We start from the raw sequence: 25,183 nt of genomic DNA on the forward strand, positions 1-25,183 counted from the left end.
GAAAGGCAAGCACTGTGACCGACGTAGCAAAGCAGACCGAGACCGTCACGCTCACCATCGACGGCGTCGAGGTCACCGCTCCCAAGGGGACGTTGCTGATCCGGGTCGCCGAGCAGATGGGCACCGAGATCCCCCGGTTCTGCGACCACCCGCTGCTGGCCCCGGCCGGCGCGTGCCGGCAGTGTCTGGTCGAGGTGGAGGGCCAGCGCAAGCCGGTGGCCTCCTGCACCCAGACCGTCGCCGACGGCATGGTCGTGCGTACGCAGATCACCTCCCCGGTGGCCAAGAAGGCGCAGGAGGGGGTGATGGAGCTGCTGCTGCTCAACCACCCGCTGGACTGCCCGATGTGTGACAAGGGCGGTGAGTGCCCGCTCCAGAACCAGGCGATGTCCACCGGCCGCACCGACTCGCGCTTCCACGAGCACAAGCGGGAGTACGAGAAGCCGATGGCGATCAGCAGCCAGGTGCTGCTGGACCGCGAGCGGTGCGTGCTCTGTCAGCGGTGCACCCGGTTCTCCGAGGAGATCGCCGGCGACAAGTTCATCGACCTGATGGGCCGGTCGTCCGCCGAGGAGATCAACATCTACCGGGACGACGCGTACGGCGAAGAGGGCGACGCCGGTGACGTCCCGTTCAACTCCTACTTCTCCGGCAACACCGTGCAGATCTGCCCGGTGGGCGCGCTGACCGGTGCGCAGTACCGCTTCCGGGCCCGCCCGTTCGACCTGGTGTCCAGCCCGAGCGTCTGCGAGCACTGCTCGGCCGGCTGCGGGCAGCGCACCGACTGGCGGCGCGGCAAGGTGCTGCGCCGGCTGGCCGGCGACGAGCCGCAGGTCAACGAGGAGTGGAACTGCGACAAGGGCCGGTGGGGTTTCCAGTACACCCGGGCCGCCGACCGGTTGACCACCCCGCTGGTCCGCGACGAGCACACCGGTGAGCTGCGCGAGGCGTCCTGGAGCGAGGCGCTCACCGTGGCCGCCGAGGGCCTGCACACTGCTCGGGAGAGCGGGCAGGGCACGGCGGTGCTCACCGGCGGCCGGCTGACCGTCGAGGACGCGTACGCGTACGCGAAGTTCGCCCGGGTCGCCCTGAACACCAACGACATCGACTTCCGGGCCCGGCCGGTCTCCCGCGAGGAGGCCGACTTCCTGGCCAGCTCGGTCGCCGGGGTCACCGACGTCACCTACACCGACGTGGAGAACGCGCCGGCGGTGGTGCTGGTCGGCCTGGAGCCGGAGGAGGAGTGCCCGATCCTCTTCCTGCGGCTGCGCAAGGCGTACCTGAAGAAGACCCTGACGGTGTACGCGTTGGCGCCGTTCGCCACCCGCGGCCTGGAGAAGCTCGGTGCCAAGCTGGCCCGGGTCGTGCCGGGCGAGGAGGCCAGCGTGCTCGCCGAGCACGCCACGGTCGCCGAGGCGCTGAGCGCACCGGGCGCGATCCTGATCGTCGGCGAGCGACTGGCCACTGTGCCGGGCGGGCTCTCCGCAGCGGCGGACGTGGCGCGGCGTACCGGCGCGAAGCTGGTGTGGGTGCCGCGGCGCGCGGGTGACCGCGGCGCTGTCGACGCGGGCTGCCTGCCCAACCTGCTCCCCGGTGGACGCCTGGTCACCGAGCCGGCCGCCCGGGCGGAACTGGGTGAGGCGTGGGACATCCCGGCCGGGGTGATCCCGAGCCAGGCCGGCCGGGACACCGACGGCATCCTGACCGCGGCGGCCAACGGGCAGCTCGGCGCGCTTGTCGTCGGCGGCGTCGACCCGGCCGATCTGGCCGACCCGCGACTGGCCGAGTCCGCCCTGGACGCGGTGCCGTTCCTGGTCAGCCTCGAGCTGCGCGCCAGCGCGGTGACCCGGCGGGCGAACGTGGTCCTGCCGGTCGCCCCGGTGGCCGAGAAGGCCGGCAGCTTCCTGGACTGGGAGGGTCGGCTGCGCCCGTTCGAGGCGGTGCTGAACACCGCCGCGATGACCGACGGCCGGGTGCTCGACGCGCTGGCCGCGCTCCTCGACGTGCGGCTCGGCACGGCGGATGTGCCGAGCGTGCGTCGTGAGCTGGGCACGCTGCCGGCGACGCGTACGTCCCGGCCGTCCGCACCGTCGGTGGCGCCGGGCCGGGTGCCGCACCCGGCTGCCGGGGAGGCCGTGCTGGCCACCTGGCACCAACTGGTGGACCTCGGCAGCCTGACCGAAGGCGACGAGAACCTCGCGGGCACCGCCCGCCCGCCGGTGGTCCGGCTGGGTAAGGGCACCGCCGAGGCGCTCGGTGTCGCCGACGGCGACGCGGTCACGGTCGGCACCGACCGGGGGGCACTGACCCTGCCGGCGGAGCTCACCGAAATGCCGGACGGCGTGGTCTGGTTGCCGACCAACTCACCCGGCTCGACCGTGCGACGCAGCCTCGGGGCGACGTCCGGCACTGTCGTCCGGATCTCCGTTCCCGCACCGAGCACGGCCATCCCGGCCGGGCGCGTGGCGGCCGACGAGACCGGGCTCCCGGGTCCGCTCCTCAACTCCGGGGGTAACCAGTGACTTCGTCAATCCTGGCCCAGGATCCGACGCTTGCCGACTTCGGCCGGGATCCGTGGTGGCTGGTTCTCGGCAAGATCGTCTTCGCGTTCGCCTTCGGTCTGCTGGCCACCCTGCTCGGTGTCTGGTTCGAGCGGCGCGTGGTCGGTTACATGCAGGTGCGGCCCGGCCCCAACCAGGTCGGCCCGTTCGGCCTGCTGCAGACCCTCGCCGACGGCCTGAAGATGGCCTTCAAGGAGGACATCCTGCCGAAGGCGGCCGACAAGGTCGTCTACTTCTTCGCCCCGACCATCTCGGTGATCTGTGCGGTCACCGCGCTGTCGGTGGTGCCCTTCGGCCCGATGGTGAGCATCTTCGGCCACCACACGCCGTTGCAGGTCACCGACGTGCCGGTGGCGGTGCTGCTGCTGCTCGCCTGCTCGTCGATGGGCGTCTACGGCATCGTGCTGGGTGGTTGGGCCTCCGGCTCGACGTACCCGCTCCTCGGTGGTCTGCGGTCGACCGCCCAGATGATCTCCTACGAGGTCGCCATGGGCCTGAGCATCGTGGCGGTCTTCATGACCGCCGGCACGATGAGCACCAGCGGGATCGTCGCCGCTCAGGGCGACGCCACGCGGCTGACCATCTTCGGCACCGAGATCCCGGCGCCGGGCTGGTACGCGATCCTGCTGCTGCCCAGCTTCATCATCTTCTTCATCGCCACGGTGGGTGAGACCAACCGGGCGCCGTTCGACCTGCCCGAGGCCGAGTCCGAGCTGGTCGCCGGCTTCATGACGGAATACAGCTCGCTGAAGTTCGCGCTCTTCATGCTCAGCGAGTACGTCGCGATGGTGACCATGTCCGCGGTCACCACCACGCTGTTCCTGGGCGGTTGGCGGGCACCGTGGCCGATCACCATCTGGGAGGGCGCCAACTCCGGTTGGTGGCCGATGCTCTGGTTCTTCGGCAAGGTGATCGCGCTGGTCTTCGTCTTCGTCTGGCTGCGCGGCACGCTGCCCCGGCTGCGCTACGACCAGTTCATGCGCCTCGGTTGGAAGGTGCTGCTGCCGATCAACCTGGTCTGGATCCTGGTCCTGTCGGGCCTGCGTTCCATCGAGGACTGGGACACCCGCGGCAAGGTCATCGCGGTCGGCATCCCCGCCGGCCTGCTGCTGATCGCCACGCTGTTCTGGCCCAGCCGCCGGCCGCAGCCGAAGCCGACAACTCAGGAACAGGTCGACAACCGGCCGTACGGGAGCTTCCCGCTGCCACCGATGGATCTTCAGGTACCACCGAGCCCGCGCATCACGCGCGTGGTCGCCGAGCGGGAGCCGGCCAACATCGTTGCCGGCTCGGACTCCAGGGAGGTGTGACGTGGGCGCGATCACCGGAACGTTCAAGGGATTCGGTGTCACCTTCTCGCACATGTTCAGGAAGGTCGTCACGACCGACTACCCGTTCAAGCCGCCGGTGTCGGCGCCGCGCTACCACGGGCGGCACATCCTCAACCGGCACCCGGACGGCCTGGAAAAGTGCATCGGCTGCGAGCTGTGCGCCTGGGCCTGCCCGGCGGACGCGATCTACGTCGAGGGTGGCGACAACACCGACGAGCAGCGCTTCTCGCCGGGTGAGCGGTACGCCAGCGTCTACCAGATCAACTACGCCCGCTGCATCTTCTGCGGGCTGTGCATCGAGGCCTGCCCGACCCGTTCGCTCACCATGAGCAACGAGTACGAGCTGGCCCGGGACAACCGGCAGGACCTCATCTTCACCAAGGAGCAGTTGCTCGCGCCGTTGCTGGAGGGCATGGAGCAGCCTCCGCACCCGATGCGGCTGGGTGACAGCGAGAAGGACTACTACGTCGGCGCGCTGGACAACCCGGGCACCTCCGCCGGTGCGGAGACGTCCCCGATGGGTCCCGGCCGCTACCAGGTCGAGGAGCACCCCGGCGTGACGTTCCCGGGCGCCGAGCAGGCCGCCCAGCGTGCGGCTGCCGGCAAGGGAGAGGAAGCATGACCACGTCTACGGTGCTCGCCGCGGCGGGTTCGGTCTCCACCGGCGAGGCGGTCACCTTCTGGATCCTCGCCCCGCTCGCGCTGCTCGGCGGGATCGGGATGGTGGCCGCGCGCAACGCCGTGCACTCGGCGCTGTGGCTGGTGCTGACCATGCTCTGTCTGGGCGTGTTCTACGTCCTCCAGGCCGGTCCGTTCATCGGCATGGTGCAGATCATCGTCTACACCGGCGCGATCATGATGCTGTTCCTCTTCGTGCTGATGCTGGTCGGTCGGGACTCCACGGACTCCCTGATCGAGACGCTTCGCGGCCAGCGCGTCGCCGCGATCGTGCTCGGCCTGGGCTTCGCCGGCCTGGTCGGCACCGGCCTTTACCAGGCACTGGACCAGACCAACACGGTCGGCTTGGAGCAGGTCAACGCCGAGGGGAACGTGCAGGGCATCGCCCGGCTGCTGTTCACCAAGTACGTCTTCGCGTTCGAGCTGACCTCGGCGCTGCTGATCACCGCGGCGGTCGGTGCCATGGTGCTGGCTCACGTCGAGCGGCGTAAGCAGGACAAGGTCGACCAGGTGTCGACCATGAAGGCACGCTTCGCCCCGGGCAACTACCCCGGGCCGAAGCCGGGCCCCGGCGTCTTCGCGACCTCGTCCTCGGTGGCCACCCCGGCCCGGCTGCCCGACGGCCGCCTGACCGACCGCAGCACCCCGGCGATCCTTCCGCAGCGCGAGCTGACCGCCGAGGAGACCTCGCTGAAGGGGACGGACCGGTGAGCGCGAGGAGTGCAGCGGAGCGGAGCCCCGCAGTCGCGAACGGAAGGCAAACCAAGTAATGGGAACGTTCTTCTCGGTCGAGCCGACCTACTACCTCGTCCTCGCCGCAGTGCTCTTCACCATCGGCGCCGCCGGGGTGCTGATCCGGCGCAACGCGATCGTGCTGTTCATGTGCGTGGAGCTGATGCTCAACGCCGCCAACCTGACGCTGGTCACCTTCAGCCGGATCAACGGTGACCTCAACGGCCAGATCATGGCGTTCTTTGTGATGGTGGTGGCGGCGGCCGAGGTCGTGGTCGGGCTCGCGATCATCATGTCCATCTTCCGGACGCGACGCTCGGCGAGTGTCGACGACGCCAACCTGCTCAAGTACTAGAGGGGTCCACCGGTGGAAGAGACTGTGGAATACGCCCAGGCCACGGGGCTGCTCGGGGGCGTCTGGCTGCTGGTGGCGATCCCGCTGCTCAGCGCGGCCATCCTGCTGCTGCTCGGCCGGCGGGCCGACCGCTGGGGGCACTGGTTGGGTGTTGCCGCCATCGGCGCCGCCTTCGTGCTCGGCCTGTCCTTCTTCTTCCAGCTGCGTGGCCTGGAGAACAAGTCGGTCGAGCTGAGCCTCTGGGACTTCATCGCGGTCGGTGACCTGCGCGTCGACTTCGGCCTGCTGTTCGACCCGCTGGCCGCGGTCTTCGTGCTGCTGATCACCGGGGTGGGCTTCCTGATCCACCTGTACGCGGTCGAGTACATGGCGCACGACGCGGGTCGTCGGCGGTTCTTCGCGTACTTCAACCTGTTCGTCGCGGCGATGCTGCTGCTGGTGCTCGGCAACAACTACGTGATGCTCTACTTCGGCTGGGAGGGCGTCGGTCTGGCGTCGTACCTGCTGATCTCCTTCTGGACCGAGCGGCCGAGCGCGGCCACCGCCGGCAAGAAGGCGTTCCTGATGAACCGGGTCGGCGACGCCGGCCTGGCCATCGGCATCTTCATCATGTTCGCCACCCTGGGCACCACCCAGTACGACGAGGTGTTCAACGGCGTCGGCGCGCTGACCGGCACCACAGTGCTGGTCCTCGGCCTGTTGCTGCTGCTCGGTGCGGCCGGCAAGTCCGGTCAGTTCCCGCTGCAGGCGTGGTTGCCGGACGCGATGGAGGGCCCGACCCCGGTGTCGGCGCTCATCCACGCGGCCACCATGGTCACCGCGGGCGTCTACCTGATCGCCCGGTCCAACCCGATCTTCTCCGCCAACTCGACCCTCCAGCTCGTGGTGGTCAGCGTCGGCGCGCTCACGCTGCTGATCGGCTGCATCATCGGCGCGGCCAAGGACGACATCAAGCGGGTGCTCGCCTGGTCGACGGTGAGCCAGATCGGCTACATGTTCCTCGGCGTCGGCCTGGGCGGTGGCGCGTACGCGCTGGCCATCGTGCACCTGCTGGCGCACGGCTTCTTCAAGGCCAACATGTTCCTGGGCGCCGGCTCGGTGATGCACGGCATGAAGGACCAGGTCGACATCCGCCGCTTCGGTGGCCTCTCGAAGCACATGAAGATCACCTGGCTGACCTTCATGATGGGTTGGCTGGCCATCATTGGCATGTTCCCGTTCTCCGGCTTCTTCTCCAAGGAGCCGATCATCGTGGCCGCCTTCGAGCGGGAGGACTGGACCGCCTGGCTCTTCGGCGGTGCGGCGCTGCTCGGTGCCGGACTGACCGCGTTCTACATGACCCGGCTGTTCGTGCTCACGTTCCACGGGCCGCAGCGGTGGACCGAGGACATCCAGCACCCGCACGAGTCGCCGAAGCTGATGACGATCCCGCTGATCCTGCTGGCGGTCGGCTCGGTCGGTGCCGGCTTCCTGCTCTCCACGTCCGTTCCGGACTGGCTGACGGCCACCGCCGGCCTGGGCGGCGAGCACGGGGAGCACGAGGCGGTCCTCTCGCACGCCGTCATCACCACCCTGTCGCTGCTGGTCACCGTGCTCGGTGCCGGGCTCGCCTGGTTCCTGTTCCGGGCCGGCACGGCCACCGCGCCACAACCGGCCGGGGTGCTGGTCACCGCCGCCAGGCGCAACCTCTACACCGACGCGGTCAACGAGGCCGTCTTCGAGAAGCCGGGCATCTTCCTCACCCGGGCGCTGGTGTACCTCGACAACCGGGGCATCGACGGGCTGGTCAACGGGCTTGCCGCCGCGGTCGGCGGTGGCTCGGGTCGGCTCCGGCGGATGCAGACCGGCTTCGTCCGCTCGTACGCCACCTCGATCCTGGCCGGTGCGCTGCTGGTGATGGCGGCGTTCCTGGCGGTGCAGGCCGGGTGGTTGGCGTGATCGACCTGTTTCCGGCCGCCCCCGCCGGCGGACCACGCAGTGACGACGGAGGTAAGGCCGCATAATGTCCAACTTCCCGTTCCTCTCGGTGCTCACCGTGGCGCCGCTGGTGGGCGCCCTGGTGGTGGCCTTCCTGCCGCGCCACCGCCCGGAGCTGGCCAAGCAGGTGGCGTTCGCCTGGTCGCTGCTCGTGCTGGTGCTCTCGGTGGTGATGTGGGTCAGCTTCAACGCAGGCGGTGACCGGTTCCAGTTCCGCGAGTCGTACTCGTGGATCCCGAACTGGGGCGTCAGCTTCACCTTCGCCGCCGACGGCATCGCGTTGGTGATGCTGATGCTGATCGCGGTGCTGGTGCCGTTGGTGATCCTGGCCTCCTGGCACGACGCGGAGTCGTCGAAGCGGTCGGTGCCCGTCTACTTCGCGCTGCTGCTGGTCCTCGAGTGCACGATGATCGGTGTCTTCGCGGCCGCCGACGTCTTCCTGTTCTACGTGTTCTTCGAGGTCATGCTGGTCCCGATGTACTTCCTGATCGGCAGCTACGGCGGCCACCAGCGGCAGTACGCGGCGGTGAAGTTCTTCCTCTACTCGCTGGTCGGCGGTCTGTTCATGCTGGCCGCAGTGATCGGCCTGTGGGTGGTCGGCGGCAAGACCTTCGACTGGCAGGCGCTGTCCCAGGTCGACATCAGCACCGGCACCGAGCGGTGGCTGTTCCTCGGCTTCTTCCTCGCGTTCGCCATCAAGGCGCCGTTCTTCCCGTTCCACACCTGGCTGCCCGACGCCGGTGGTGCGGCCCCGGCGGGAGCGGCGGCCCTGCTGGTCGGTGTGCTGGACAAGGTCGGCACGTTCGGCATCCTGCGCTACTGCCTGCCGCTGTTCCCGGAGGCGTCGAAGTGGTTCGCGCCGTGGGCGCTGGCGCTGGGCGTGATCGGCATCGTCTACGCCGCGCTGCTGGCGGTCGGTCAGAACGACCTCAAGCGGCTGGTGTCGTACACCTCGATCGCGCACTTCGGCTTCATCGGGGTGGGCATCTTCGCCTTCACCACCCAGGCCGGCACCGGCGCGGTGCTCTACATGCTCAACCACGGGCTGGCCACCGGTCTGCTCTTCCTGGTGGTGGGCATGCTGATCAGCCGGCGTGGCTCGGCGTTGATCAGCGACTTCGGCGGCGCCGGCAAGCTGGTCCCGGTGCTCGCCGGTGTGCTCTTCTTCGCCGGTCTCGCCTCGCTCGCACTGCCCGGCACGGCACCGTTCATCTCGGAGTTCCTGGTGCTGATCGGCACCTTCACGGTGAACAAGCCGGTGGCGATCATCGCCACGCTCGGCATCATCCTGGCCGCCGCGTACGTGCTGTGGATGGTGCAGCGCACCACCCAGGGCACGCTCAACCCGGCTCTCACCGAGGTCGACGGGATGCGCAAGGACCTCAACCTGCGCGAGAAGGTCGTGGTCGCCCCACTGATCGCGCTGATCGTGCTGCTCGGCTTCTTCCCCAAGCCGGTCACTGACGTGATCAACCCGGCCGTCCAGGCGACCATGGACGACATCGGCAGAACCGACCCGGCGCCGTCCGTGGGCGGCACCGTCCAGGAGGCGGCAAAGTGACCGAGCTGAAACTGCCGTCGATCGACTACGCGGCGATCTCCCCGATCCTGATCATGCTGGGCACGGCGTTGCTCGGCGTGCTCGTCGAGGCGCTGGTGCCTCGTCGTTGGCGGCACGTGGTGCAGTTGACGCTGGCGCTGCTCGCGGTGCTCGCGGCGCTGACCATGGTGGTCCTCAGCGCTGATGAGCGGATCATCACCGCCGGCCAGGCGCTCGCGATCGACGGGCCGACGCTGTTCCTCCAGGGCGCGATCCTGGTGCTGGCCGCGATGGCGCTGCTGCTGATCGGCGACCGCTCGGTCGAGCGGGGCGGGGCGTTCGTCGCCCAGGCCGCGGTGACCGCCGAGTCGGCCGACGACCGGCGGCAGGCCGAGGGGCGCAACGGCCTCACCGAGGTCTACCCGCTCACCACGTTCGCGATCGGCGGCATGCTGATCTTCGTGGCGGCGAACGACCTGCTGACCATGTTCATCGCGCTGGAGGTCTTCTCCCTTCCGCTCTACCTGCTCTGCGCGCTGGCCCGTCGCCGGCGTCTGCTGAGCCAGGAAGCGGCGATGAAGTACTTCCTGCTCGGCGCGTACGCCTCCGCGTTCTTCCTGTTCGGCGTGGCCCTGATCTACGGCTTCACCTCGGGCATCCCTGGCCGGACGGCCGGCGTCGACTTCGCCACCATCCACGCGGCGGTGAGCGAGTCCCCGGCCAGCAAGGTGCTGCTCTTCGCCGGCATGGCACTGCTCTCGATCGGTCTGCTCTTCAAGGCCGCGGCGGCGCCGTTCCATGTCTGGACCCCGGACGTGTACCAGGGCGCGCCGACCCCGGTCACCGGCTTCATGGCGGCCTGCACCAAGGTCGCCGCGTTCGGTGCCCTGCTGCGGGTCTTCCACGTCGCGTTCACCGACGCCTCCTGGGACTTCACCCCGGTCCTCGGCGCGGTGGCGGTGCTGACCATGCTGATCGGTGCCGTGCTCGCGGTCACCCAGACCGACATCAAGCGGCTGCTCGCGTACTCCTCGATCGCCAACGCCGGCTACCTGCTGGTCGGCGTGCTGGCACCGAGCCGCGACGGGCTTTCCGGCACGATGTTCTACCTGGTCGCGTACGGCTTCTCGGTGCTGGCCGCGTTCGCGGTGGTGACCCTGGTGCGGGACGCCGACGGGGAGGCCACCCACCTGTCCCGCTGGGCCGGGCTGGGTCGGCGGTCGCCGTTCTTCGCCGGGCTGTTCACCTTCATCCTGCTGGCCTTCGCCGGTATTCCGCTGACCAGCGGCTTCACCAGCAAGTTCGCCATCTTCGGGCCGGCCCTGGAGGGTGGTCAGGCCTGGCTGGTGATCGCCGGTGTGCTGACCAGCATGGTGCTGGCGTTCCCGTACCTGCGGGTCGTGGTGATGATGTGGCTCTCCGAGCCGGGCGAGTCCACCCCGACCGTCATGGTGCCCGGCGGGCTCACCTCCGCCGCCCTGATGATCGGCGTGCTGGCCACGCTGGTGCTGGGCATCGCCCCGGCGCCGCTGCTCGATCTGGCCACCGGAGCTGCCGAATTCGTGCGATGACCGAAGGATCGACCACCGGGGGCCGGCGCGTGTTCACGTGCCGGCCCCCGGTGCGTATCCCCGACCCGGAGCAGGTCGAACGGGTGTGGCATGGTTGATGGTGTGGTGAATCCGGCGGGCGAGCGTTCAGGTGCCTCCGGCTCCGGCGGTCGGCGGGGTCGGGCGAGCACGAGTCAGTTCGGCGCGCTCGGCCTCAATCTCGCCGATCCCCGCGTCGAGGCGTCCGTGCTGGGTCTGCTGGAGACGGTCGAGGTCGAGCTGCGGGCCAGTGTGTCCAGCGCTGACCCGTTCGTCACCGAGGCCGCCCGGCACCTCCTGGAGGCCGGCGGCAAGCGTTTCCGGCCGCTGCTGGTGGCGCTCGGTGCCCAGTTCGGTGATCCCACCGGCGCGCAGGTGGTTCCGGCCGCCGTGGTGATGGAGCTCACTCACCTCGCCACCCTCTACCACGACGACGTGATGGACGAGGCCGCCGTTCGCCGGGGCGCGCCCAGCGCGAACTCCCGCTGGACCAACTCGGTCGCGATCCTGGTCGGCGACTATCTCTTCGCCCGTGCGGCGGACATCGCCGCCGACCTGGGCCCCGAGGCGGTCCGGTTGCAGGCGCGCACCTTCGCCCGGCTGGTGCACGGTCAGATCGCGGAGACGGTCGGGCCGCGCGCCGACGACGACCCGGTGACCCACTATCTCAACGTGATCGCCGACAAGACCGGCTCGCTGATCGCCACGTCGGCACGCTTCGGCGGCATGTTCGGTGGCGCAGCGGCCGAGCACGTGGAGGCCCTCGCCGGATATGGCGAGACGATCGGCGTCGCCTTCCAACTCTCCGACGACCTGCTCGACATCGCCTCCGAGTCGGTGCAGTCGGGCAAGACGCCCGGCACGGACCTGCGCGAGGGCGTCCCGACCCTGCCGGTGCTCTACGCCCGCGCGGCGGACGACTCCGACGCGTCCTCGGTGCGACTGCGGGAGATCCTGGCGACCGGCCCGCTGACCGACGACGCGCTGCACGCCGAGGCGTTGGGTCTGCTGCGCGAGAGCCCCGCGCTCAAGCGCGCCCGGGAGACCGTGCGCAGTTACGCCGAGGACGCCCGTGCGCGCCTCTCCCCGCTGCCCGAGGGCCCGTCCCGGCACGCCCTCGAATCGCTCTGCGACTACATCGCCGACCGCACCAGCTGATCGTCGCCCCGGCTCGCCGCACTGGCGACGCGGGTCAACAGGCGGCCACCGCAGAGCATGAGGACGGCCGCGAGCAGCATGGACACCGCCGAGGCGGTCCACATGGCCGGATAGCCGAGGTGGGCAGCCAGTGGGCCGAGGGTCAACGGGCCGAGGCAGCCGCCCGCGTACACCCCGGTCTGGGTGATTGAGGTGGCGGCGGCCGGTGACTGCGGGTGGAGTCGAACCACCGCGAACGTCATCAGGCCGGGCCAGGCCCAACCTAGGCCGAAGCCGAGCACCACGCCGGCCACCAGCGGCACCGGGCCGGTCAACGCGAGCAGGCCCAGCCCGGCCGCACCGACGACCAGCATCGCGGCGATGACGGCGACGTGACCGGTGACGCGGCGGTCGGCCAGCCAGCCGGCACCCACCCGCGCGGTCACGCAGATCGCACTGCCCAGCGTCAGGGTGAGGCCGGCGAGGCCCGGCGACATGCCCCGGGCCGCCGCGGAGTCCACCAGGAAGGTGCCCAGCGCGTTCGCTGCGGCCGCGGCCAACGTCGCCGCCGCACCGACCACCACCAACGCCGCAGTGGCCCGGCCAGCGCGCGTCGCGCCGGCCCGCCGCGCCCGCAGGGGCACCTGCCGGGGTACGGCGGCCAGCGTCATCGTCGCGACCACGGCCGCCGCCACGAACGCCCAGCGCCAGCCGACGGTCAGCGCGATGGTGGGCACCGCCGCCCCGGCCAGCAGTGTGGAGACCGGGATGGCGGCCTGCTTGACGCCGAACGACAGACCCTGCCGTCGGGCCGGCACGTGCTGGGCCAGCGCGGCGTTGCTGGCCAACTGGCCGAGCGCGTTCGCGGCGGCGCTGAGCGCCAGCAACCCGACCAGCACCGGGTACGAGCGGGCGAAGGCCGCCACGGCCAGCATCGACCCGGCGGCCAGCACGATGCCGCAGCGGGCCACCAGGGCCGCTCCGTACCGCTCGACGAGGCGGCCGGAGGGCACCGAGGCCAGCGCGCTGACCCCGAAGTAGACGGACACGGCCAGGCCGAGGCCGGCCGGGGAGAAGTCGAGGTCCCTGCCCATCTGCACGGCGAGACCACCGAGCAGAAAGACGGGGAGTACGCAGGCCACGGTAGTGGCCACTGCGCCGGCGCTCGCCCTGATCGGGTGGGAGGGGGCGACGGTCGGGTCGGGGGTGATGGCGTTGTTGGTCATCGTCCGGCAAACCTACGTGAGACTCGCTCAGGCCACTCCTGGTGACGGTCGGGGCACAACGAGTGGATGACGATCTGGCATCCTCGACCCGAACAGGCATTTCGCACCGGGCCTGTTTTTCATATGGTGTAAGTCCCCGGCGGCGGAGGTGGTTGTGCGCGACCCCTTGGCAGAACCTTCGGACCTGATCCGCAGCGTGTCCCGAGCGCTGCGGGTGCTGGAGTCGGTCGGTCGCGCCCCGAAAGGCCTGACCGTCAAGCAGATCGCTCGACGGTGCGAGCTGACCGTGGCCACGACCTACCACCTGGTCCGCACCCTGGCCTACGAGGGCTACGTGATCCGTCGCGAGGACGGCACGTACATCGTGGGGTTGGAGGTGGCCGACCGGTACCGGGAGCTGGTGACCGCGTTCCGGGGCCCGCCAGCGGTCGGTGAGACGCTGCGGCGGGCCGCACTGGACACCGGCTACAGCCACTACCTGGGTCGCTTCGTCGGCGGTCAGGTGGCCCTCACGGCGGTCGCCGAGGGGCACCGGTCGCCCTACCTGGAGGACCTGGTCCCCGGCTTCGACGAGGGGGCGCACGCGACGGCCCTGGGCAAGTCGCTGCTCGCCACCCTCACTGTCGACCAGCGCAACCGCTACCTGCGCGAATACGGCATGCGCCCGTTCACCACGGCCACGCTGACCACCACCGAGACGTTCGAGGCCGACCTCGCCGCCGGCGACCGGCGTGGCATGCAGTTGGAGATGGGCCAGTTCCGTCAGGGGGTGGCCTGCGCGGCGGTGCTCGTCGCGCCGGACAAGGACATGGAACGCCGCGTCGTGCTGGCCTGCGCGTTGCCCGCCAGCGAGATGATGACCTCCGCCCGGGTGGTACGGGCCAAGCTGCTCACCGTGGCCCGCAGCGTCGCCGACGGCATCGCCTCCGACAACTGACGCACCCACGCATGAGAGGCCCTCTCCCGGGCTGGGAGAGGGCCTCTCGCGGCGGTCCAGCGCCGGACCGCCTGAGCAACGTCAGCTGCCCACCGGGCCGCCGTCGAGACGCCAGGTGACCACCACGCCCGGCTTGGTTCCGCAGCGGTACAGACAGATCATGGCGTGGCGGGTGCCATGGCGGGTGCCGGTCCACAGGGGGAGCAGCCGGGGAGGTCGCTCATGGGAGAAGCCTCCATGAACACCTTCGCGGGCGGCAACCGGCACACAACCGGTCTGACCTCGCGCTGAACCGATCGGCGTGACGGCACGTATTCCCGAGCGAACGCACCGCCGGACGCGCGCCGGAAGCGAGGAGACCGCCATCAGCGACCACGACGCCCAACTGCTGCGCGCGCTGCACGACGAGCACGCGGAGGCGCTGTACGCCCATGCCCTGCGGCTGGTCAACGGGGACCGGCAGCGCGCCGAGGACCTGGTGCAGGAGACGCTGCTGCGGGCCTGGCGACATCCGGAATCCCTCGACCCGCAGCGCGGTTCGGTGCGGTCCTGGTTGTTCACCACCGCCCGTAACCTGGCCATCGACGCCTGGCGGCGGCGGTCCACCCGGGTCGGCGAGGTGTTCACCGACGATCTGCCCGAACCGCCGGGCGTGATCGACGAGGCCGAGCGGGCGGTGGAGGCGTGGACCGTCGCCGAGGCGCTGAACCGGCTCAGCCCGACCCACCGCGAGGTGCTGGTCGAGTGCTTCTACCAGGGGCGGTCGGTGGCCGAGGCGGCATCCCGGCTGGGCGTACCGCCGGGGACCGTGAAGTCCCGCACCCACTACGCGCTGCGGTCTCTACGGTTGGTGCTGGCCGAGATGGGGGTGACGGGATGACGCAGTGCGAGTTCGCGTACGACGATGGCGCGTACGTGCTGGGCGCCTTGGCCCCCGCCGAGCGGGCGGCCTACGAGCGGCACCTCTCCGGCTGTGCCTCCTGCCGGGAGGCGGTCGCCGAGATCGCCGTCCTGCCCGGGTTGCTGGGGCGTCTCGACCCGGCGGGGTTGGAGCAGATCCTGCCGCCGCCGGCCCCGCCCCGGGTGCCCGCGCTGATCGAGGAGGCTCGGCGTCGCCGCAGGAGGGACCGCTCCGCGGACCGCCGACGGTACGCGCTGACCACACTGGCCGCCGCCGGGCTGGCCCTGATGGTCGGTGTGGGCACTGCCGTGGTGCTGCCCCGACCCACCGGCCCGTCCGGACCTCCCGTGGCGCAGACCAGCGCCCCGGCCACGCAGGTGTCGATGGTCGCCATGCGACCGGTGGCCACCGCCGGGCCGGTGCACGCCGACATCGGGCTGTCCGGCACCAAGTGGGGCACGGCGGTGACCATGCGGTGCGGGTACGACGCGCGGACGAGCTATGGCAAGGCGTACCCGTTCCGGCTGGTGGCGCACGGCCCGAACGGCGCCAGTGAGCAGATCGGCTCCTGGCTGGCGGCCCCCGGCGACGCCCTCCAGTTCACCGGCGCCACCAGGTTCACCGACGCCGAACTGGTCAGCGTGGAGCTGCAACGAGCCGACGGCACACCACTGCTCACCTACGCGGTGCCCTGACCGGCCGTCTGGGCATGGGCGGTCAGGGGGTGGGAACGGGTTCCAGGATCCGGGCCTGGGCCCGGGTGCGGCGGGAGTTGCGGACGGCGTCGGCGGTGAAGACGATCAGGGCGAGCCAGACCAGCGCGAAGCCGGCGAGGCGGGCCGGTGGCATCGGCTCGTGGAAGATCAGCACGCCGCAGCCGAGCTGGAGGATCGGTGCCAGGTACTGGATCATGCCGAGGCTGCTCAGCGGCAGCCGGTTGGCCGCCCCGGCGAACATCAGCAGCGGGATCGCCGTGGCCGCACCGGCCAGCACCAGCAGCGCGGTGTGCCCGGCCGAGACGTGCCCAAACGTCGAGTCGGCTCTCGCCATCAGCCAGCCGAGATAACCCAGCGCCGGCAGCGCCAGCACCGCCGACTCGACGAAGAGCCCCTCCGCGGGCGGCAGCCCCAGCCGCTTCTTGACCAGGCCGTAGCCGGCGAAGCTGAACGCCAGGGTCAACGCCAGCCACGGCAACCGGCCGTAGTCCACGGCGAGCACCGCGACCGCCGACGCGCCGATCCCCAGCGCCACCCACTGCGCCGGGCGTAGCCGCTCCCGCAGCACCGTCACGCCGAGCAGCACCACGACCAGCGGGTTGATGAAGTAGCCGAGCGCCGTCTCCACCACCCGGTCGGAATTGACGCCGTAGATGTAGGTGCCCCAGTTGACAGCGATCAGCGCGGCGGCGGCGACCATCCCGGCCATCGCCCAGGGGCGACGCAGCAGCGCCCGCAGGAAGCCGATGTTGCGCAGAGCGGCCAGCAGCAGGGCCACGAACACCACCGACCAGACGATCCGGTGGGCCAGGATCTCCAGTGGGCCGGCCGGCCGCAGCAGCTTGAGGTAGAGCGGGAAGAAACCCCAGAGCAGGTACGCGCCGAGGCCGTAGAGGTATCCCAGGCGGAGAGGCGTCACGCCTCCACCGTAAGGGGCGTACCGTCGCTTTGTTCCTTTCCGGTGACCGGGGTCACCGGGATCCGCCGGTCGAGGTTCATCCACCGCTCCGGCACGTCGAGCGGCGTGAAGCCCACCCGCGCGTACACCTGGTGTGCGTCGTTCGTGGCCAGCAGGATCCGGCGTACGCCCAGCTCGTCCAGGTGGTCGCGGGCCGCGCTGGCCAACCACCCGCCCAAACCGCGACCACGGGCGGCGCGGTCGACGTACACGTCGCAGAGCCAGGCGAAGGTCGCCCGGTCGGTGACCACCCGGGCCACCGCGACCTGGCGGCCGTCCTCAGGCCGGTAGACGCCGAACGGCAGGGAACCGGCGAACGCCCGGTCGACGGTGGCCCGGTCACGTCCGAGTGCCCAGTACGCGTCGGTGGACAACCAGTGGTGCACCAGGCCCAGGTCGAGCAGAGCCGGGTCGGTGCTGAGCAGATAGCCGTCGTTGCGGGTCAGCGTGAACACGATGCGACGCTAACCGCCCAGGTGGGGACTCGTGCCGGCCAATTCCCGAACTCTGGTCACCGGCCTGCCCGGGCCCCGGCCGGAGCCCGGGGCGGGCCGGTGCGGTCGGCGGTCAGTCCCGGTCGAGGACGGCGCCCAGGATCCAGGTCACGATGCTCACGAAGAGGGCACCGAGCACGGCGGCCGGCCAGAAACCGTCCACGGTGAACGGCAGCCCGGCCTGGTCGGCGATCCAGCTGGTGAGCAGGAACAGCAGCCCGTTCACCACCAGCGCGATGAGACCGAGGGTCAGCAGGTAGAAGCCGCAGCCGACCGTCTTGATGAGCGGCTGGAGAACCGCGTTGACCACGCCGAAGATCACCGCCACCAGGAGCAGCGTGGTCACCGTCTCGCCAGCGGAGTTCGACTCCAGAGAGATGCCCGGAATGAGGAGTGTGGCCAGCCAGAACGCCAGCGCTGTGCTGGCCAGCCGAATCAGCAGACCTTTCAGAAAACCCATGGCGGGGATCGTGCCACGGACCACGCACCGACGTAACCCGCCAGTTGACGACCACGGTGGATCAGCCGCGAGCCGGACGCCCGATCAGTTGCGACTCGATGGGCGTGGGGGAGAGCAGTGCCCAGCGCAGCGCCCGTCGGTTGACCACGGCCACCATGTCGTCCCGGATCCGGGTCAACCACTCGGCCGACCCACCCAGCCCCAGCGCGGTGCCGGCCAGCGCGGCCTCGGTGACGCTCAGCGGTTGCAGCAGCGCCAGGTCGGCCCGGCTCAACGCGTCCACGTCCGCCGGGGTCAGCTCGTCGCGTACCACCAGAGTGGCGCGCCACGGCGGGCCCGGCTCGGCGTCGGCCGGCACCGGCCCGGCGTCGACGACCAGCAGCAACGGGCGCAGCGCGCTGCCCACCCCGTCGGCCACCGGTCGACCGGGTGGGATCAACGGGATCGTCCCACCCGGTGCGCCCACTCCCCGGACGAACGGCTCCCAGACGCGCGGTCGGGAGGTCTGCACGACCACCAGGGCGCCGAGCGCCAGGGCGCGCAGGGCCACCAACTGGGCGGCGCGCACCCCGCCGACCAGCAGCACCCGGGTGCTCTCCGGCCGGAACAGTCGGACGGTGACCGCCCCGCCGTGCCGGTTCGTGCCGACCATCATTCCGGCATCGCCCAGAGTGAGATCCCAGTCGTTCAGTGCGGGGCGGGGCTGAGCTTCCCGGGTGGTCAGCGCCAACGGCAGCGTGGCGGCAAGCCCGCCCAGGTGTGCGCCGTCGAGCCGCCGCAGCTCCCCGCCCAGGTCGTTCACCAGGCGCTCCAGGGCCTCGGTGGCCGCGGTCAGCTCGGTCGCCGTCTGAGCGGCCAGGCGCACGGTCAGCTCGGTCGGCACCCCGGCGGCGGAGGTGACCGGTGCCGGCCCTGCGGAGATCGACACCGTCGTCGCGGTTGCCGGGAGCGCGAGCAGCCGGGGCACCAGCCGCCGTGCACCTGTGCCTTCCGGCCACCGGATCAGCCGGAAGGTGGCCTGGACCAGGGTGCCGGACCGGAGCGCCGGCCAGGACTCCCGGACCCGGTCGCCGTCGTGATGGGCCAGCTCGCCCAGGACGCGCAGCGCTGCCGGCACGCCGAGTGGCCGCGCGGTCAGCGACCCGAGCCGGCGGACGATCCGGCGTACGGTGCCGGCGAGCACCCGGCGAAGGTCCTCCTCGGACCAACCGTCGACGCGCAGCACTCGCACCGCCAGCACCGCTCGTTCCCGCCCGGCGAGCCGCCCGTCGGTGAGTTGCCGGTACGACGTCCCGACGGTGCCACCCGCGGCCGGCACCGGCGCCGGTGCTCCACTGAACAGCAGTTGCACCCGCAGCGAGGGCGCGTCCGGCCCGGTCTGGGGCAGCAACGCGGAAGGCGCCGGGATGGCCCGGGACGCGTCGCCGAGCAGATCGCCCGGGTCCCCGAGTTCCAGGAGCACCACCACGCCCTCGGTGTCCTCCAGCACTGCCGCAGGCCCGCCGGTCAGCTCGGTCGAGTGGACGACGGTGCCCGGCGCGACGAGATCGAGCAGGTCGGCCGCTCCGGCCGGCGCGGTCAGCTCCCGACGACGGGTCAGATGCCCGGCGGCGGTGCCCAGCCACTCGAAGAGCCACCGGCCCCGGACCCGGAGCACGGCGACGGCCACCAGCAGCACGGCGACCAGTGCGGCGGCCGCGGTGACCGGTGCGGGTCGGCCCGGGGCGGTGAGGACGAGCGCCGCCGCGACCTGCGCGGCGACAAGTTGACCGGCCCGCACCCCTGTGCCGGTGCCCGGAGTGGGCGACGCCCAGCGGCCGAACGGCGAGCGGCGACGCGGTGCGCGCTGATCGGCCGGGCCCGGGCTGCGGTAGGCGGGTTGGCCCGACCCGATCGCCCGGGGGACGGCGCCCGGCCCCGGCCCGACCGGTGTCGCCGGGTGCGGCCCTCCGGTGGTGATCGCCGGCACCGCGCCTCCTCGACCAGTCGGGACCGCGTCGGGCGGTCGGCCGCCCTCGGACGGTCCGTCACGCGCCGCGACGTGGTTGCAGCACATCGTAAGTGACCGATGGCTGCCGTGGTTGTCCACAGGGGAGAGGCGGGGGGTAGCAGAACTGCTACGGGATCGCTACCGTCAGCCACGAAGTTCGTCGCTGACCCGTGTCTCAGTGCTCGATGACCGGGCCAAGCGAACGACGCGCCCCCAGGGCGGGCGCGTTCGAGGGCCACGCGCGATCAGAGAGACGAGGTGACATCGGGGTGTCCCAGACGCAGGCAGAAGCCGCGGTGATGCAGCAGACCGCCGCGAAGTTCGAGCAGGTGGACCAGTCGTTGCAGTCCATGCTGACCGGCCTGCTGGCCGAGCTGGAGGTGTTGCAGCAGGCCTGGCGTGGCGCAGGCGGCCGATCGTTCGAGCAGGTCAAGCAGCAGTGGTCACAGGACCAGGCAGCATTGCACCGGGCGCTGCGGGAGACCGCCGGCGCGATCCGCACCGCCGGCCGGCAGTACGACGCCTCCGACGACGAGGTGGCCAGCCGGGTAGCCGGCACCAACCGCGGCGGCATCCAGCTGCCGCTCTGATCCCGCCCGGGAAGGAAATCCGATGGACCATGGTGTGCTGGTCGTCAACTTCGCCGCGCTTCAGCAGGCCGGCGCCGACATCCACAAGGCCCTGAACAGGCTCGACTCGCAACTCGGCCAGCTTGAGCGGGATGCCGCTCCGCTGGTGGCGAGCTGGACGGGCGAGGCCCGCGAGGCCTACGAGCAGCGGCAGGCGCGGTGGCGCTCCGCCTCTCAGGACCTCCAGGCGATGCTGCGTGACATCAAGCTGGCGGTGGGCGACTCCGCCAACGACTATCTGGACACCGAGAAGAAGAACACCGGGCTGTTCCAGTGAGCGCGGTGGGCCGGGAGCGCTGACCATGTCCAGGTCGGTGCCCCGGCCGCCGCCGCGCTGCGGCCAGGGCGGTGGGCTGACCGGGTCAGGCCTGGCCGGCCGGGCGCCAGCGTCGGCGGGCACCACGGGGCAGCACCAGGGCGAGCAGCACCACGGTGGCCGCCGTCGTGCCGACCACCGCACCGACCAGCAGGGCCCGGTCCCGTGCCGTCGCCCGTCGGGCCCGGTGGGCCAGGACCGCCGGGTCGGGCCGGTCGTCGGCGAGCGCGGTGACCGGTCGAGGGTCGCCCGCACGGCTGGCGCTGGTCTCGGTGACCGCCCGGTACGGGTTCAGCACGCCGGCGCCGTACCCGCCGCCGTGGCCCGCGCCGGGAGCCGGATCGGCGGTGGCGATGATCCGCTCCGCCACCTGGGCCGCGGTCAGCTCCGGTCGATACTGGCGCAGCAACGCGGCGGTGGCGGCCACGAAGGGTGCCGCGTAGCTGGTGCCCTCGACCTGATGGTGGCCCGCGCCGGGGGCGGCGGTCAGCACCTCGCTGCCCGGCGCGACCAGGTCGACGTACGCGCCGGTCTGCGAGAACGTCGCCCGTCCACCGTCCGCCCCGATCGCCCCCACGCCGAGCACCCCGTCGTAGCCGGCAGGGAACGGTTGGGGGTCACCGCTGTCGTGCAGGTTGCCGGCTGCGGCCACCAGCACCACGTCCCGGTCGACCGCGTACCGCACGGCCGAGCGGACCTCCGGGTCGTCCGCATACAGCACCACGGACAGGTTCACCACGTCGGCGTCGTGGTCGACGGCCCAGCGGATGGCCTGCGCGAACTCGCCAGCGCTGACCGTTCGCCCCGATTCCCGCCCCTGCACCACCTGCTGCTCACTCACCCGCACCGGCAGGATCCGGGCATCCGGCGCGAGACCCTGGAAGGCGACCCCTGCGCGGGGTGTCGCCGCGATGATGCTCGCCACGCCGGTGCCGTGCCCGGCGCAGTCCCGACTGCCGTCCCCGCCGGGGTCGAGCAGGTCGGTGCCGGCCAGCACGCGGTCGGCCAGTTGGGGGTGCGCCCGGTCCACCCCGGAGTCGACCACCGCGACGGTCACCCCGGCGCCGGTGGCCAGGGGCGCGAGCCGGGCGGGGTCGTACCGTTGCTGTGGCCAGGGCGCGGCCGTGACCGGCCGGGCCGGGGCGAGCGGGGTCGCACAGGCCGGTGCCGCACGGAGCCCGGCGGTGGCGGGGACGGACGGGAGGGCCGGTACGGTCAACAGGCCGGCGGCCAGACCTGCGAGGACCGGGCGCGCGATCGATCGGGACATCGACAGCCTCCGTATCGTGTCGGCTCCGGAACGGGATGTTATCGCCTCATCCGCGCCCCGGCAGGCCGCCGACGGCCAGCCATCGTGATCTTGATACCACCTTGTAGGTTGTACGCGATACCTGTGGCCTGTTCTCGGAAGGGGAGGTGGCCGTGACCGCATGGGAGCCGGCCACGGAGGCCGAGGTGGCGATGCGCGACGCGCTGCGCGCCAATGACCAGGAGCTTTACTTCCGACTCCTGTCCCGCACCGATCTGCTGTTGCCGGTCGCCGCCCCGACGCAACCCGGCCAGCCAGCCCCAGGCTGGGGCACCTGGACCACCGGCGGCCGGACCCACGTCCTGGCCTTCACCTCCGCGGCCGCACTGCGGGCCTGCCTCGGCGATCACCCCGGCAGCAACCGACGTGTCCCCTTCACCGACCTCGCTGTCGGCTGGCCAAACCACGAGTGGTGGCTCGCCGTCAACCCCGGTCTGCCGGTCGAGGGCTACCTGCCGGCCTGGTTCGTGGCTCAACTCTCCCGGGGCGACGTGCGACTGCCCGGCCGCGCCATGGGTGCCCGCGCCCGCCTGGAGCGGGTCGAAACCCTCGCCCGCACCCGGACCGGCCCGCCCGGCCGGGACACCGCGCCAGCCGCTGGTCGGCCCTCCGGGGCGGGTACGTCGTCGCCCGGGTCCGAGCCGGTCCCGCCGGCCCCGGCCCCAGGTCGGCCTGCCCCGGTTCCACCTGCGCCGAGCCCGCTCGCCCCGAGCCCGCTCGCCGCCGTGCCGCCCGCTGCGGTCCCCTCTGCTTCGGTCTCCCCTCGGCGGCCCTCGCAGGGTGTGTCGCCTCGGGTCGCCGCCCCGGCGTCCGGGACGCCCGGCACCGCTGATCCGTCCCGCCGACCCGGCGAGGAGGACCTGCCGGCCGCCGGTCAGCGCCACCCGACCGAGCCGCCGCGACCCGGCCTGCCGGGCACCGGTGCCCTTCCCCGCTCCGCTCGGCCGTCCCGGTTCGCACCGTTGACGCCCGTCGAACGTCCCACCACCGACCAGTCGAGGTTCGGCGCGGGCTGGCCGGCGGCGGACCGGCCGGGCGACGACGGCCTGACCGGGGGCAACGGCAACGGCGGTCCCCAGGCCGCTCGACGTTCCTTCTTCGAACCGACCCCCGTCCGGGACCGGGCAGCCGACCCGAACGCGAGTGGGGGCCGCCCCGGGGACCGGGCGGCACCACCGACGCGCTTCGGGCTCGGCAGCCAGCCGTTCCCACGCCGCCGTCCGGCCGACGGGCCCGCCGACGAGACCGCGACCCGCGCCTTCCCGATGGCGGATCCGGACGCCAGCCGGCCACTTCGGCAGCCGGCGGGCGACCTCGGCACGTCCCGAGGGGTACGCGCACCGGCACCCGGTGAGGAAGTCACGCAGCCGCTGCCTCCCCGCCGGCCCGACCCGGCGGCGGAGGAGGTCACCCGCGCCTTCCGGACGACCGGTGAGTCCCCGCCGACCCGGTCATCGGCGCGGCCGAGCCCGCCGGCGGACGAGACCCAGGCGATCCCACGCGACCTGCCGAACCGGTTCGCCCCGGTGGAGGAGGTGTCGGCCGCGGAACCGGTCTCCGGTCCGCCCGCACCACGCCGCGGATTCACGCCCATCGTCATCGAGGGCACGATCATCGAGTCCCGCGACCTCACCGACCCGGTCGAGACCAGCGGCCCGGCCGCCCCTCCCCGCGGGCCCCGCCCCACCGAGACCGCCCCGCCACCGTTCGGCGCGACGCACGCCGGGCCGGGTCTGTTCGAGCCGTCGTCAGCCGGTCCCCACCCGTCCGGTCCGGCGTCGTTCGTCCCCGTGCAGCCCGCCACGAGCCCGTCCACCCCGCGCCCCACAGGTCCGGCGGAGGCCGGCGACGTGAGCGGTGTCCACGCCGACGCCCGCGCCGGCGATCCGGCCGGTGCCGAGCACGCCGACACCGACAGCCCGTCGGTCGGCGTGACCAGCGCGGATCCGACCAGCGAGAGCGCCACCACCGGCGACGGGCAGCGCCCGCCGGCCGACGAACCGGCGGTGGTCGAGTTCGACCCGGCCAACACGGTCGAGGAGGACCTGCTCGGCGCCGCCGGCTCCGGCAGCACCGACACGTTCCTTTCCACCCTGCTGCTGGCCCGGGTCCTACTGCCGGCGGCACCCGAATCGCTGCGGGGAAGCCGCCCCGGCGATGCGGGCTTCGTCTGGCGTACGGCACAACTCGACGGCGAGACGTACGTGGTGGTCTACACGTCGCCGGAGCGCCTCGCCGACCACTTCGAGGGCGACGTCGACACGGTCCGGGTGAAGTTCGCCCAACTGATCCGGCGCTGGCCGGACGAAGACTGGTCGTTCGCCGTCAACCCGGGCACCCCGGTCGGTGCCAAGTTGCCCGGGGAGCAGATCATCGCGTTGGCCAACTGGGCTGCCGAGGTCGGGCTCGGTGACGACCTGGAGGTGGACCAGGAGGAAGCGCCGGCCGTGGCGGAGCCCACCGCCCGCCCCCGGTACGCTCCGGCGGCCGTCGACCCGACCCGACCGACGGTCATGCAGAAGGCGATCGCGCCCAGCCAGCTCGCCTACTACCTGGATCGGGGCTACGACCGGGTCTCCGGCTTCGTGCACCGGGCCGGTGAGCTGGCGCACCTGACCACGCCGGCTCAGGTGCACGACGCGCTCGGCCTCAGCTACCCCGGATCCCCGTTCTCCCGGGACGCCGAGGAGATCTACGTGCTGCGCTGGCCGGCGCACCGGCCGAGCCTCTACCGGATTCCGTACGGCGGTCAGAACGAGGCGGCGATGCGGGCCATGGAGGGCTGGGTCATCGAGCGCCCGCCGTTCCGGGGCAACGGCTTCGCCCCGGGTGAGAGCAGCGACGTGGTGGCCGAGTTCAAGGTGGACAGCGCGCGCCTCCCGCACGGCGCGCAGCTGTGGCGGGTCGCTGCGGACGGCACCGAGCGGGTCATCGCAGAGCTCGACACCGACGCGGTGGTCTGGCGACGGGTCGGGGAGGCGTGATGCGCGACGGTTACGTGGCCCGTTGGCAGGGTCGGGAATACCAGGCCAGCCCGGACGGCGACAACATCCGCCTCTACCAGCCCGAGCCGGGCGAGGGCTTCGAGGAGGTCCGCGCGGGCCGGTACGTCCGGGTGCTGGCGGCGAGCGAGATCGAGGATCTGGCGTACGTGCGCACCACCTGCACGTGGCAGGGGCAGCCGTTCATCGTGCTCGGGGAGCACGACGCCTGGCTGCGGGTCGAATACACCGGTGGCCGCTGGCCGGTGGCGGAGGCCATGCGGCTGGAGGTCTTCGACTTCGGCGTCTACCAGGGCTGGGCGCCGGCCGCCGAGGTCACCGACCTGCGGGAGCAGCGGGTCTGAC

At 71.8% G+C, this 25,183-nt stretch carries 22 protein-coding genes; 16 read left to right on the forward strand and 6 right to left on the reverse strand.

Annotation, left to right across the window (positions count from 1 at the left end; all coding sequences use genetic code 11):
• Positions 1–14: 14 nt before the first annotated feature.
• The 9 genes from CLT68_RS08290 to CLT68_RS08330 all read left to right on the forward strand — a co-directional run bounded on the left by CLT68_RS08290 (position 15) and on the right by CLT68_RS08330 (position 11,921).
• On the forward strand, positions 15–2,522 hold the full coding sequence (locus CLT68_RS08290; RefSeq protein ID WP_099849912.1) for an NADH-quinone oxidoreductase subunit G: 2,508 nt from the start codon (positions 15–17) through the stop codon (positions 2,520–2,522).
• Positions 2,519–3,871: an NADH-quinone oxidoreductase subunit NuoH gene (gene nuoH / locus CLT68_RS08295; protein ID WP_099849914.1), complete on the forward strand. Its 1,353-nt coding sequence runs from the start codon at positions 2,519–2,521 to the stop codon at positions 3,869–3,871. The genes CLT68_RS08290 and nuoH overlap by 4 nt, the downstream gene beginning before the upstream one ends.
• Position 3,872: 1 nt before the next feature.
• Positions 3,873–4,514 (forward strand): NADH-quinone oxidoreductase subunit NuoI, encoded by a 642-nt coding sequence (nuoI, locus tag CLT68_RS08300; protein ID WP_099849916.1) that lies wholly within the window; start codon positions 3,873–3,875, stop codon positions 4,512–4,514.
• Positions 4,511–5,281, forward strand: a complete 771-nt coding sequence (locus CLT68_RS08305; RefSeq protein ID WP_099849918.1) for an NADH-quinone oxidoreductase subunit J — start codon at positions 4,511–4,513, stop codon at positions 5,279–5,281. Before nuoI ends, CLT68_RS08305 begins: the two co-directional genes overlap by 4 nt.
• Positions 5,282–5,339: 58 nt before the next feature.
• The gene (gene nuoK, locus CLT68_RS08310; RefSeq protein ID WP_088951135.1) at positions 5,340–5,657 is read left to right on the forward strand and encodes an NADH-quinone oxidoreductase subunit NuoK; all 318 of its coding nucleotides are present in this window, start codon (positions 5,340–5,342) and stop codon (positions 5,655–5,657) included.
• Positions 5,658–5,669: 12 nt separating this feature from the next.
• Positions 5,670–7,595 carry an NADH-quinone oxidoreductase subunit L gene (gene nuoL, locus CLT68_RS08315; RefSeq protein WP_099849920.1) on the forward strand — a complete coding sequence of 642 codons (1,926 nt, stop codon included), beginning with the start codon at positions 5,670–5,672 and terminating at the stop codon, positions 7,593–7,595.
• Between the two features lie 64 nt (positions 7,596–7,659).
• Positions 7,660–9,195, forward strand: coding sequence for an NADH-quinone oxidoreductase subunit M (locus tag CLT68_RS08320; protein ID WP_088951137.1), 1,536 nt, complete (start codon positions 7,660–7,662; stop codon positions 9,193–9,195).
• Positions 9,192–10,745 carry an NADH-quinone oxidoreductase subunit NuoN gene (gene nuoN, locus CLT68_RS08325; protein WP_088951138.1) on the forward strand — a complete coding sequence of 518 codons (1,554 nt, stop codon included), beginning with the start codon at positions 9,192–9,194 and terminating at the stop codon, positions 10,743–10,745. The genes CLT68_RS08320 and nuoN overlap by 4 nt, the downstream gene beginning before the upstream one ends.
• Positions 10,746–10,835: 90 nt before the next feature.
• Positions 10,836–11,921, forward strand: coding sequence for a polyprenyl synthetase family protein (locus tag CLT68_RS08330; protein WP_099849921.1), 1,086 nt, complete (start codon positions 10,836–10,838; stop codon positions 11,919–11,921).
• On the opposite strand, the gene CLT68_RS08335 is transcribed toward CLT68_RS08330, so the two are convergent.
• On the reverse strand, positions 11,897–13,126 hold the full coding sequence (locus CLT68_RS08335; RefSeq protein ID WP_099849923.1) for an MFS transporter: 1,230 nt from the start codon (positions 13,124–13,126) through the stop codon (positions 11,897–11,899). The genes CLT68_RS08330 and CLT68_RS08335 overlap by 25 nt on opposite strands.
• A 154-nt stretch (positions 13,127–13,280) precedes the next feature.
• On the opposite strand from CLT68_RS08335, the gene CLT68_RS08340 reads away from it, so the two are divergent.
• The 3 genes from CLT68_RS08340 to CLT68_RS08350 all read left to right on the forward strand — a co-directional run bounded on the left by CLT68_RS08340 (position 13,281) and on the right by CLT68_RS08350 (position 15,659).
• Positions 13,281–14,063 carry an IclR family transcriptional regulator gene (locus CLT68_RS08340; protein ID WP_088951141.1) on the forward strand — a complete coding sequence of 261 codons (783 nt, stop codon included), beginning with the start codon at positions 13,281–13,283 and terminating at the stop codon, positions 14,061–14,063.
• Positions 14,064–14,427: 364 nt separating this feature from the next.
• On the forward strand, positions 14,428–14,943 hold the full coding sequence (locus CLT68_RS08345) for a sigma-70 family RNA polymerase sigma factor (protein WP_099856917.1): 516 nt from the start codon (positions 14,428–14,430) through the stop codon (positions 14,941–14,943).
• Positions 14,940–15,659: an anti-sigma factor family protein gene (locus CLT68_RS08350; protein ID WP_099849925.1), complete on the forward strand. Its 720-nt coding sequence runs from the start codon at positions 14,940–14,942 to the stop codon at positions 15,657–15,659. The genes CLT68_RS08345 and CLT68_RS08350 overlap by 4 nt, the downstream gene beginning before the upstream one ends.
• A 22-nt stretch (positions 15,660–15,681) precedes the next feature.
• Here the strand turns inward: CLT68_RS08350 and rarD are convergent, their stop codons facing one another.
• The 4 genes from rarD to eccE form a co-directional block, all read right to left on the reverse strand.
• Complete coding sequence (gene rarD, locus CLT68_RS08355) at positions 15,682–16,599, reverse strand: EamA family transporter RarD (protein ID WP_099849926.1); 918 nt, start codon at positions 16,597–16,599, stop codon at positions 15,682–15,684.
• Positions 16,596–17,093 carry a GNAT family N-acetyltransferase gene (locus CLT68_RS08360; RefSeq protein WP_099849928.1) on the reverse strand — a complete coding sequence of 166 codons (498 nt, stop codon included), beginning with the start codon at positions 17,091–17,093 and terminating at the stop codon, positions 16,596–16,598. Before CLT68_RS08360 ends, rarD begins: the two co-directional genes overlap by 4 nt.
• A 112-nt stretch (positions 17,094–17,205) precedes the next feature.
• Positions 17,206–17,592, reverse strand: coding sequence for a phage holin family protein (locus CLT68_RS08365; RefSeq protein ID WP_088951145.1), 387 nt, complete (start codon positions 17,590–17,592; stop codon positions 17,206–17,208).
• Positions 17,593–17,653: 61 nt separating this feature from the next.
• Complete coding sequence (gene eccE / locus CLT68_RS08370; protein WP_099849930.1) at positions 17,654–19,648, reverse strand: type VII secretion protein EccE; 1,995 nt, start codon at positions 19,646–19,648, stop codon at positions 17,654–17,656.
• Between the two features lie 203 nt (positions 19,649–19,851).
• Here eccE and CLT68_RS08375 point away from each other — a divergent pair, with 203 nt between their 5' ends.
• Positions 19,852–20,172, forward strand: coding sequence for a WXG100 family type VII secretion target (locus CLT68_RS08375; protein ID WP_088951147.1), 321 nt, complete (start codon positions 19,852–19,854; stop codon positions 20,170–20,172).
• A gap of 22 nt (positions 20,173–20,194) precedes the next feature.
• Positions 20,195–20,488: a WXG100 family type VII secretion target gene (locus CLT68_RS08380; protein WP_088951148.1), complete on the forward strand. Its 294-nt coding sequence runs from the start codon at positions 20,195–20,197 to the stop codon at positions 20,486–20,488.
• 85 nt (positions 20,489–20,573) lie between these two features.
• Here CLT68_RS08380 and mycP read toward each other — a convergent pair whose 3' ends face one another.
• Positions 20,574–21,797 (reverse strand): type VII secretion-associated serine protease mycosin, encoded by a 1,224-nt coding sequence (gene mycP, locus CLT68_RS08385; protein ID WP_099849932.1) that lies wholly within the window; start codon positions 21,795–21,797, stop codon positions 20,574–20,576.
• A gap of 152 nt (positions 21,798–21,949) precedes the next feature.
• On the opposite strand from mycP, the gene CLT68_RS08390 reads away from it, so the two are divergent.
• Complete coding sequence (locus CLT68_RS08390) at positions 21,950–24,820, forward strand: SseB family protein (protein WP_143743149.1); 2,871 nt, start codon at positions 21,950–21,952, stop codon at positions 24,818–24,820.
• On the forward strand, positions 24,817–25,182 hold the full coding sequence (locus tag CLT68_RS08395) for a hypothetical protein (RefSeq protein ID WP_099849934.1): 366 nt from the start codon (positions 24,817–24,819) through the stop codon (positions 25,180–25,182). The genes CLT68_RS08390 and CLT68_RS08395 overlap by 4 nt, the downstream gene beginning before the upstream one ends.
• Position 25,183: the final 1 nt, after the last annotated feature.

The organism is Micromonospora sp. CNZ299 (genome assembly GCF_002754415.1).

Bases quoted from the DNA above. Each gene is read 5' to 3' on its own strand.
- CLT68_RS08305 (WP_099849918.1), top strand. From the start codon at position 4,511: ATGACCACGTCTACGGTGCTCGCCGCGGCGGGTTCGGTCTCCACCGGC.
- nuoK (WP_088951135.1), top strand. From the start codon at position 5,340: ATGGGAACGTTCTTCTCGGTCGAGCCGACCTACTACCTCGTCCTCGCC.
- CLT68_RS08320 (WP_088951137.1), top strand. From the start codon at position 7,660: ATGTCCAACTTCCCGTTCCTCTCGGTGCTCACCGTGGCGCCGCTGGTG.
- CLT68_RS08330 (WP_099849921.1), top strand. From the start codon at position 10,836: ATGGTTGATGGTGTGGTGAATCCGGCGGGCGAGCGTTCAGGTGCCTCC.
- CLT68_RS08335 (WP_099849923.1), bottom strand. From the start codon at position 13,126: ATGACCAACAACGCCATCACCCCCGACCCGACCGTCGCCCCCTCCCAC.
- CLT68_RS08350 (WP_099849925.1), top strand. From the start codon at position 14,940: ATGACGCAGTGCGAGTTCGCGTACGACGATGGCGCGTACGTGCTGGGC.
- CLT68_RS08365 (WP_088951145.1), bottom strand. From the start codon at position 17,592: ATGGGTTTTCTGAAAGGTCTGCTGATTCGGCTGGCCAGCACAGCGCTG.
- eccE (WP_099849930.1), bottom strand. From the start codon at position 19,648: ATGTGCTGCAACCACGTCGCGGCGCGTGACGGACCGTCCGAGGGCGGC.
- CLT68_RS08380 (WP_088951148.1), top strand. From the start codon at position 20,195: ATGGACCATGGTGTGCTGGTCGTCAACTTCGCCGCGCTTCAGCAGGCC.
- mycP (WP_099849932.1), bottom strand. From the start codon at position 21,797: ATGTCCCGATCGATCGCGCGCCCGGTCCTCGCAGGTCTGGCCGCCGGC.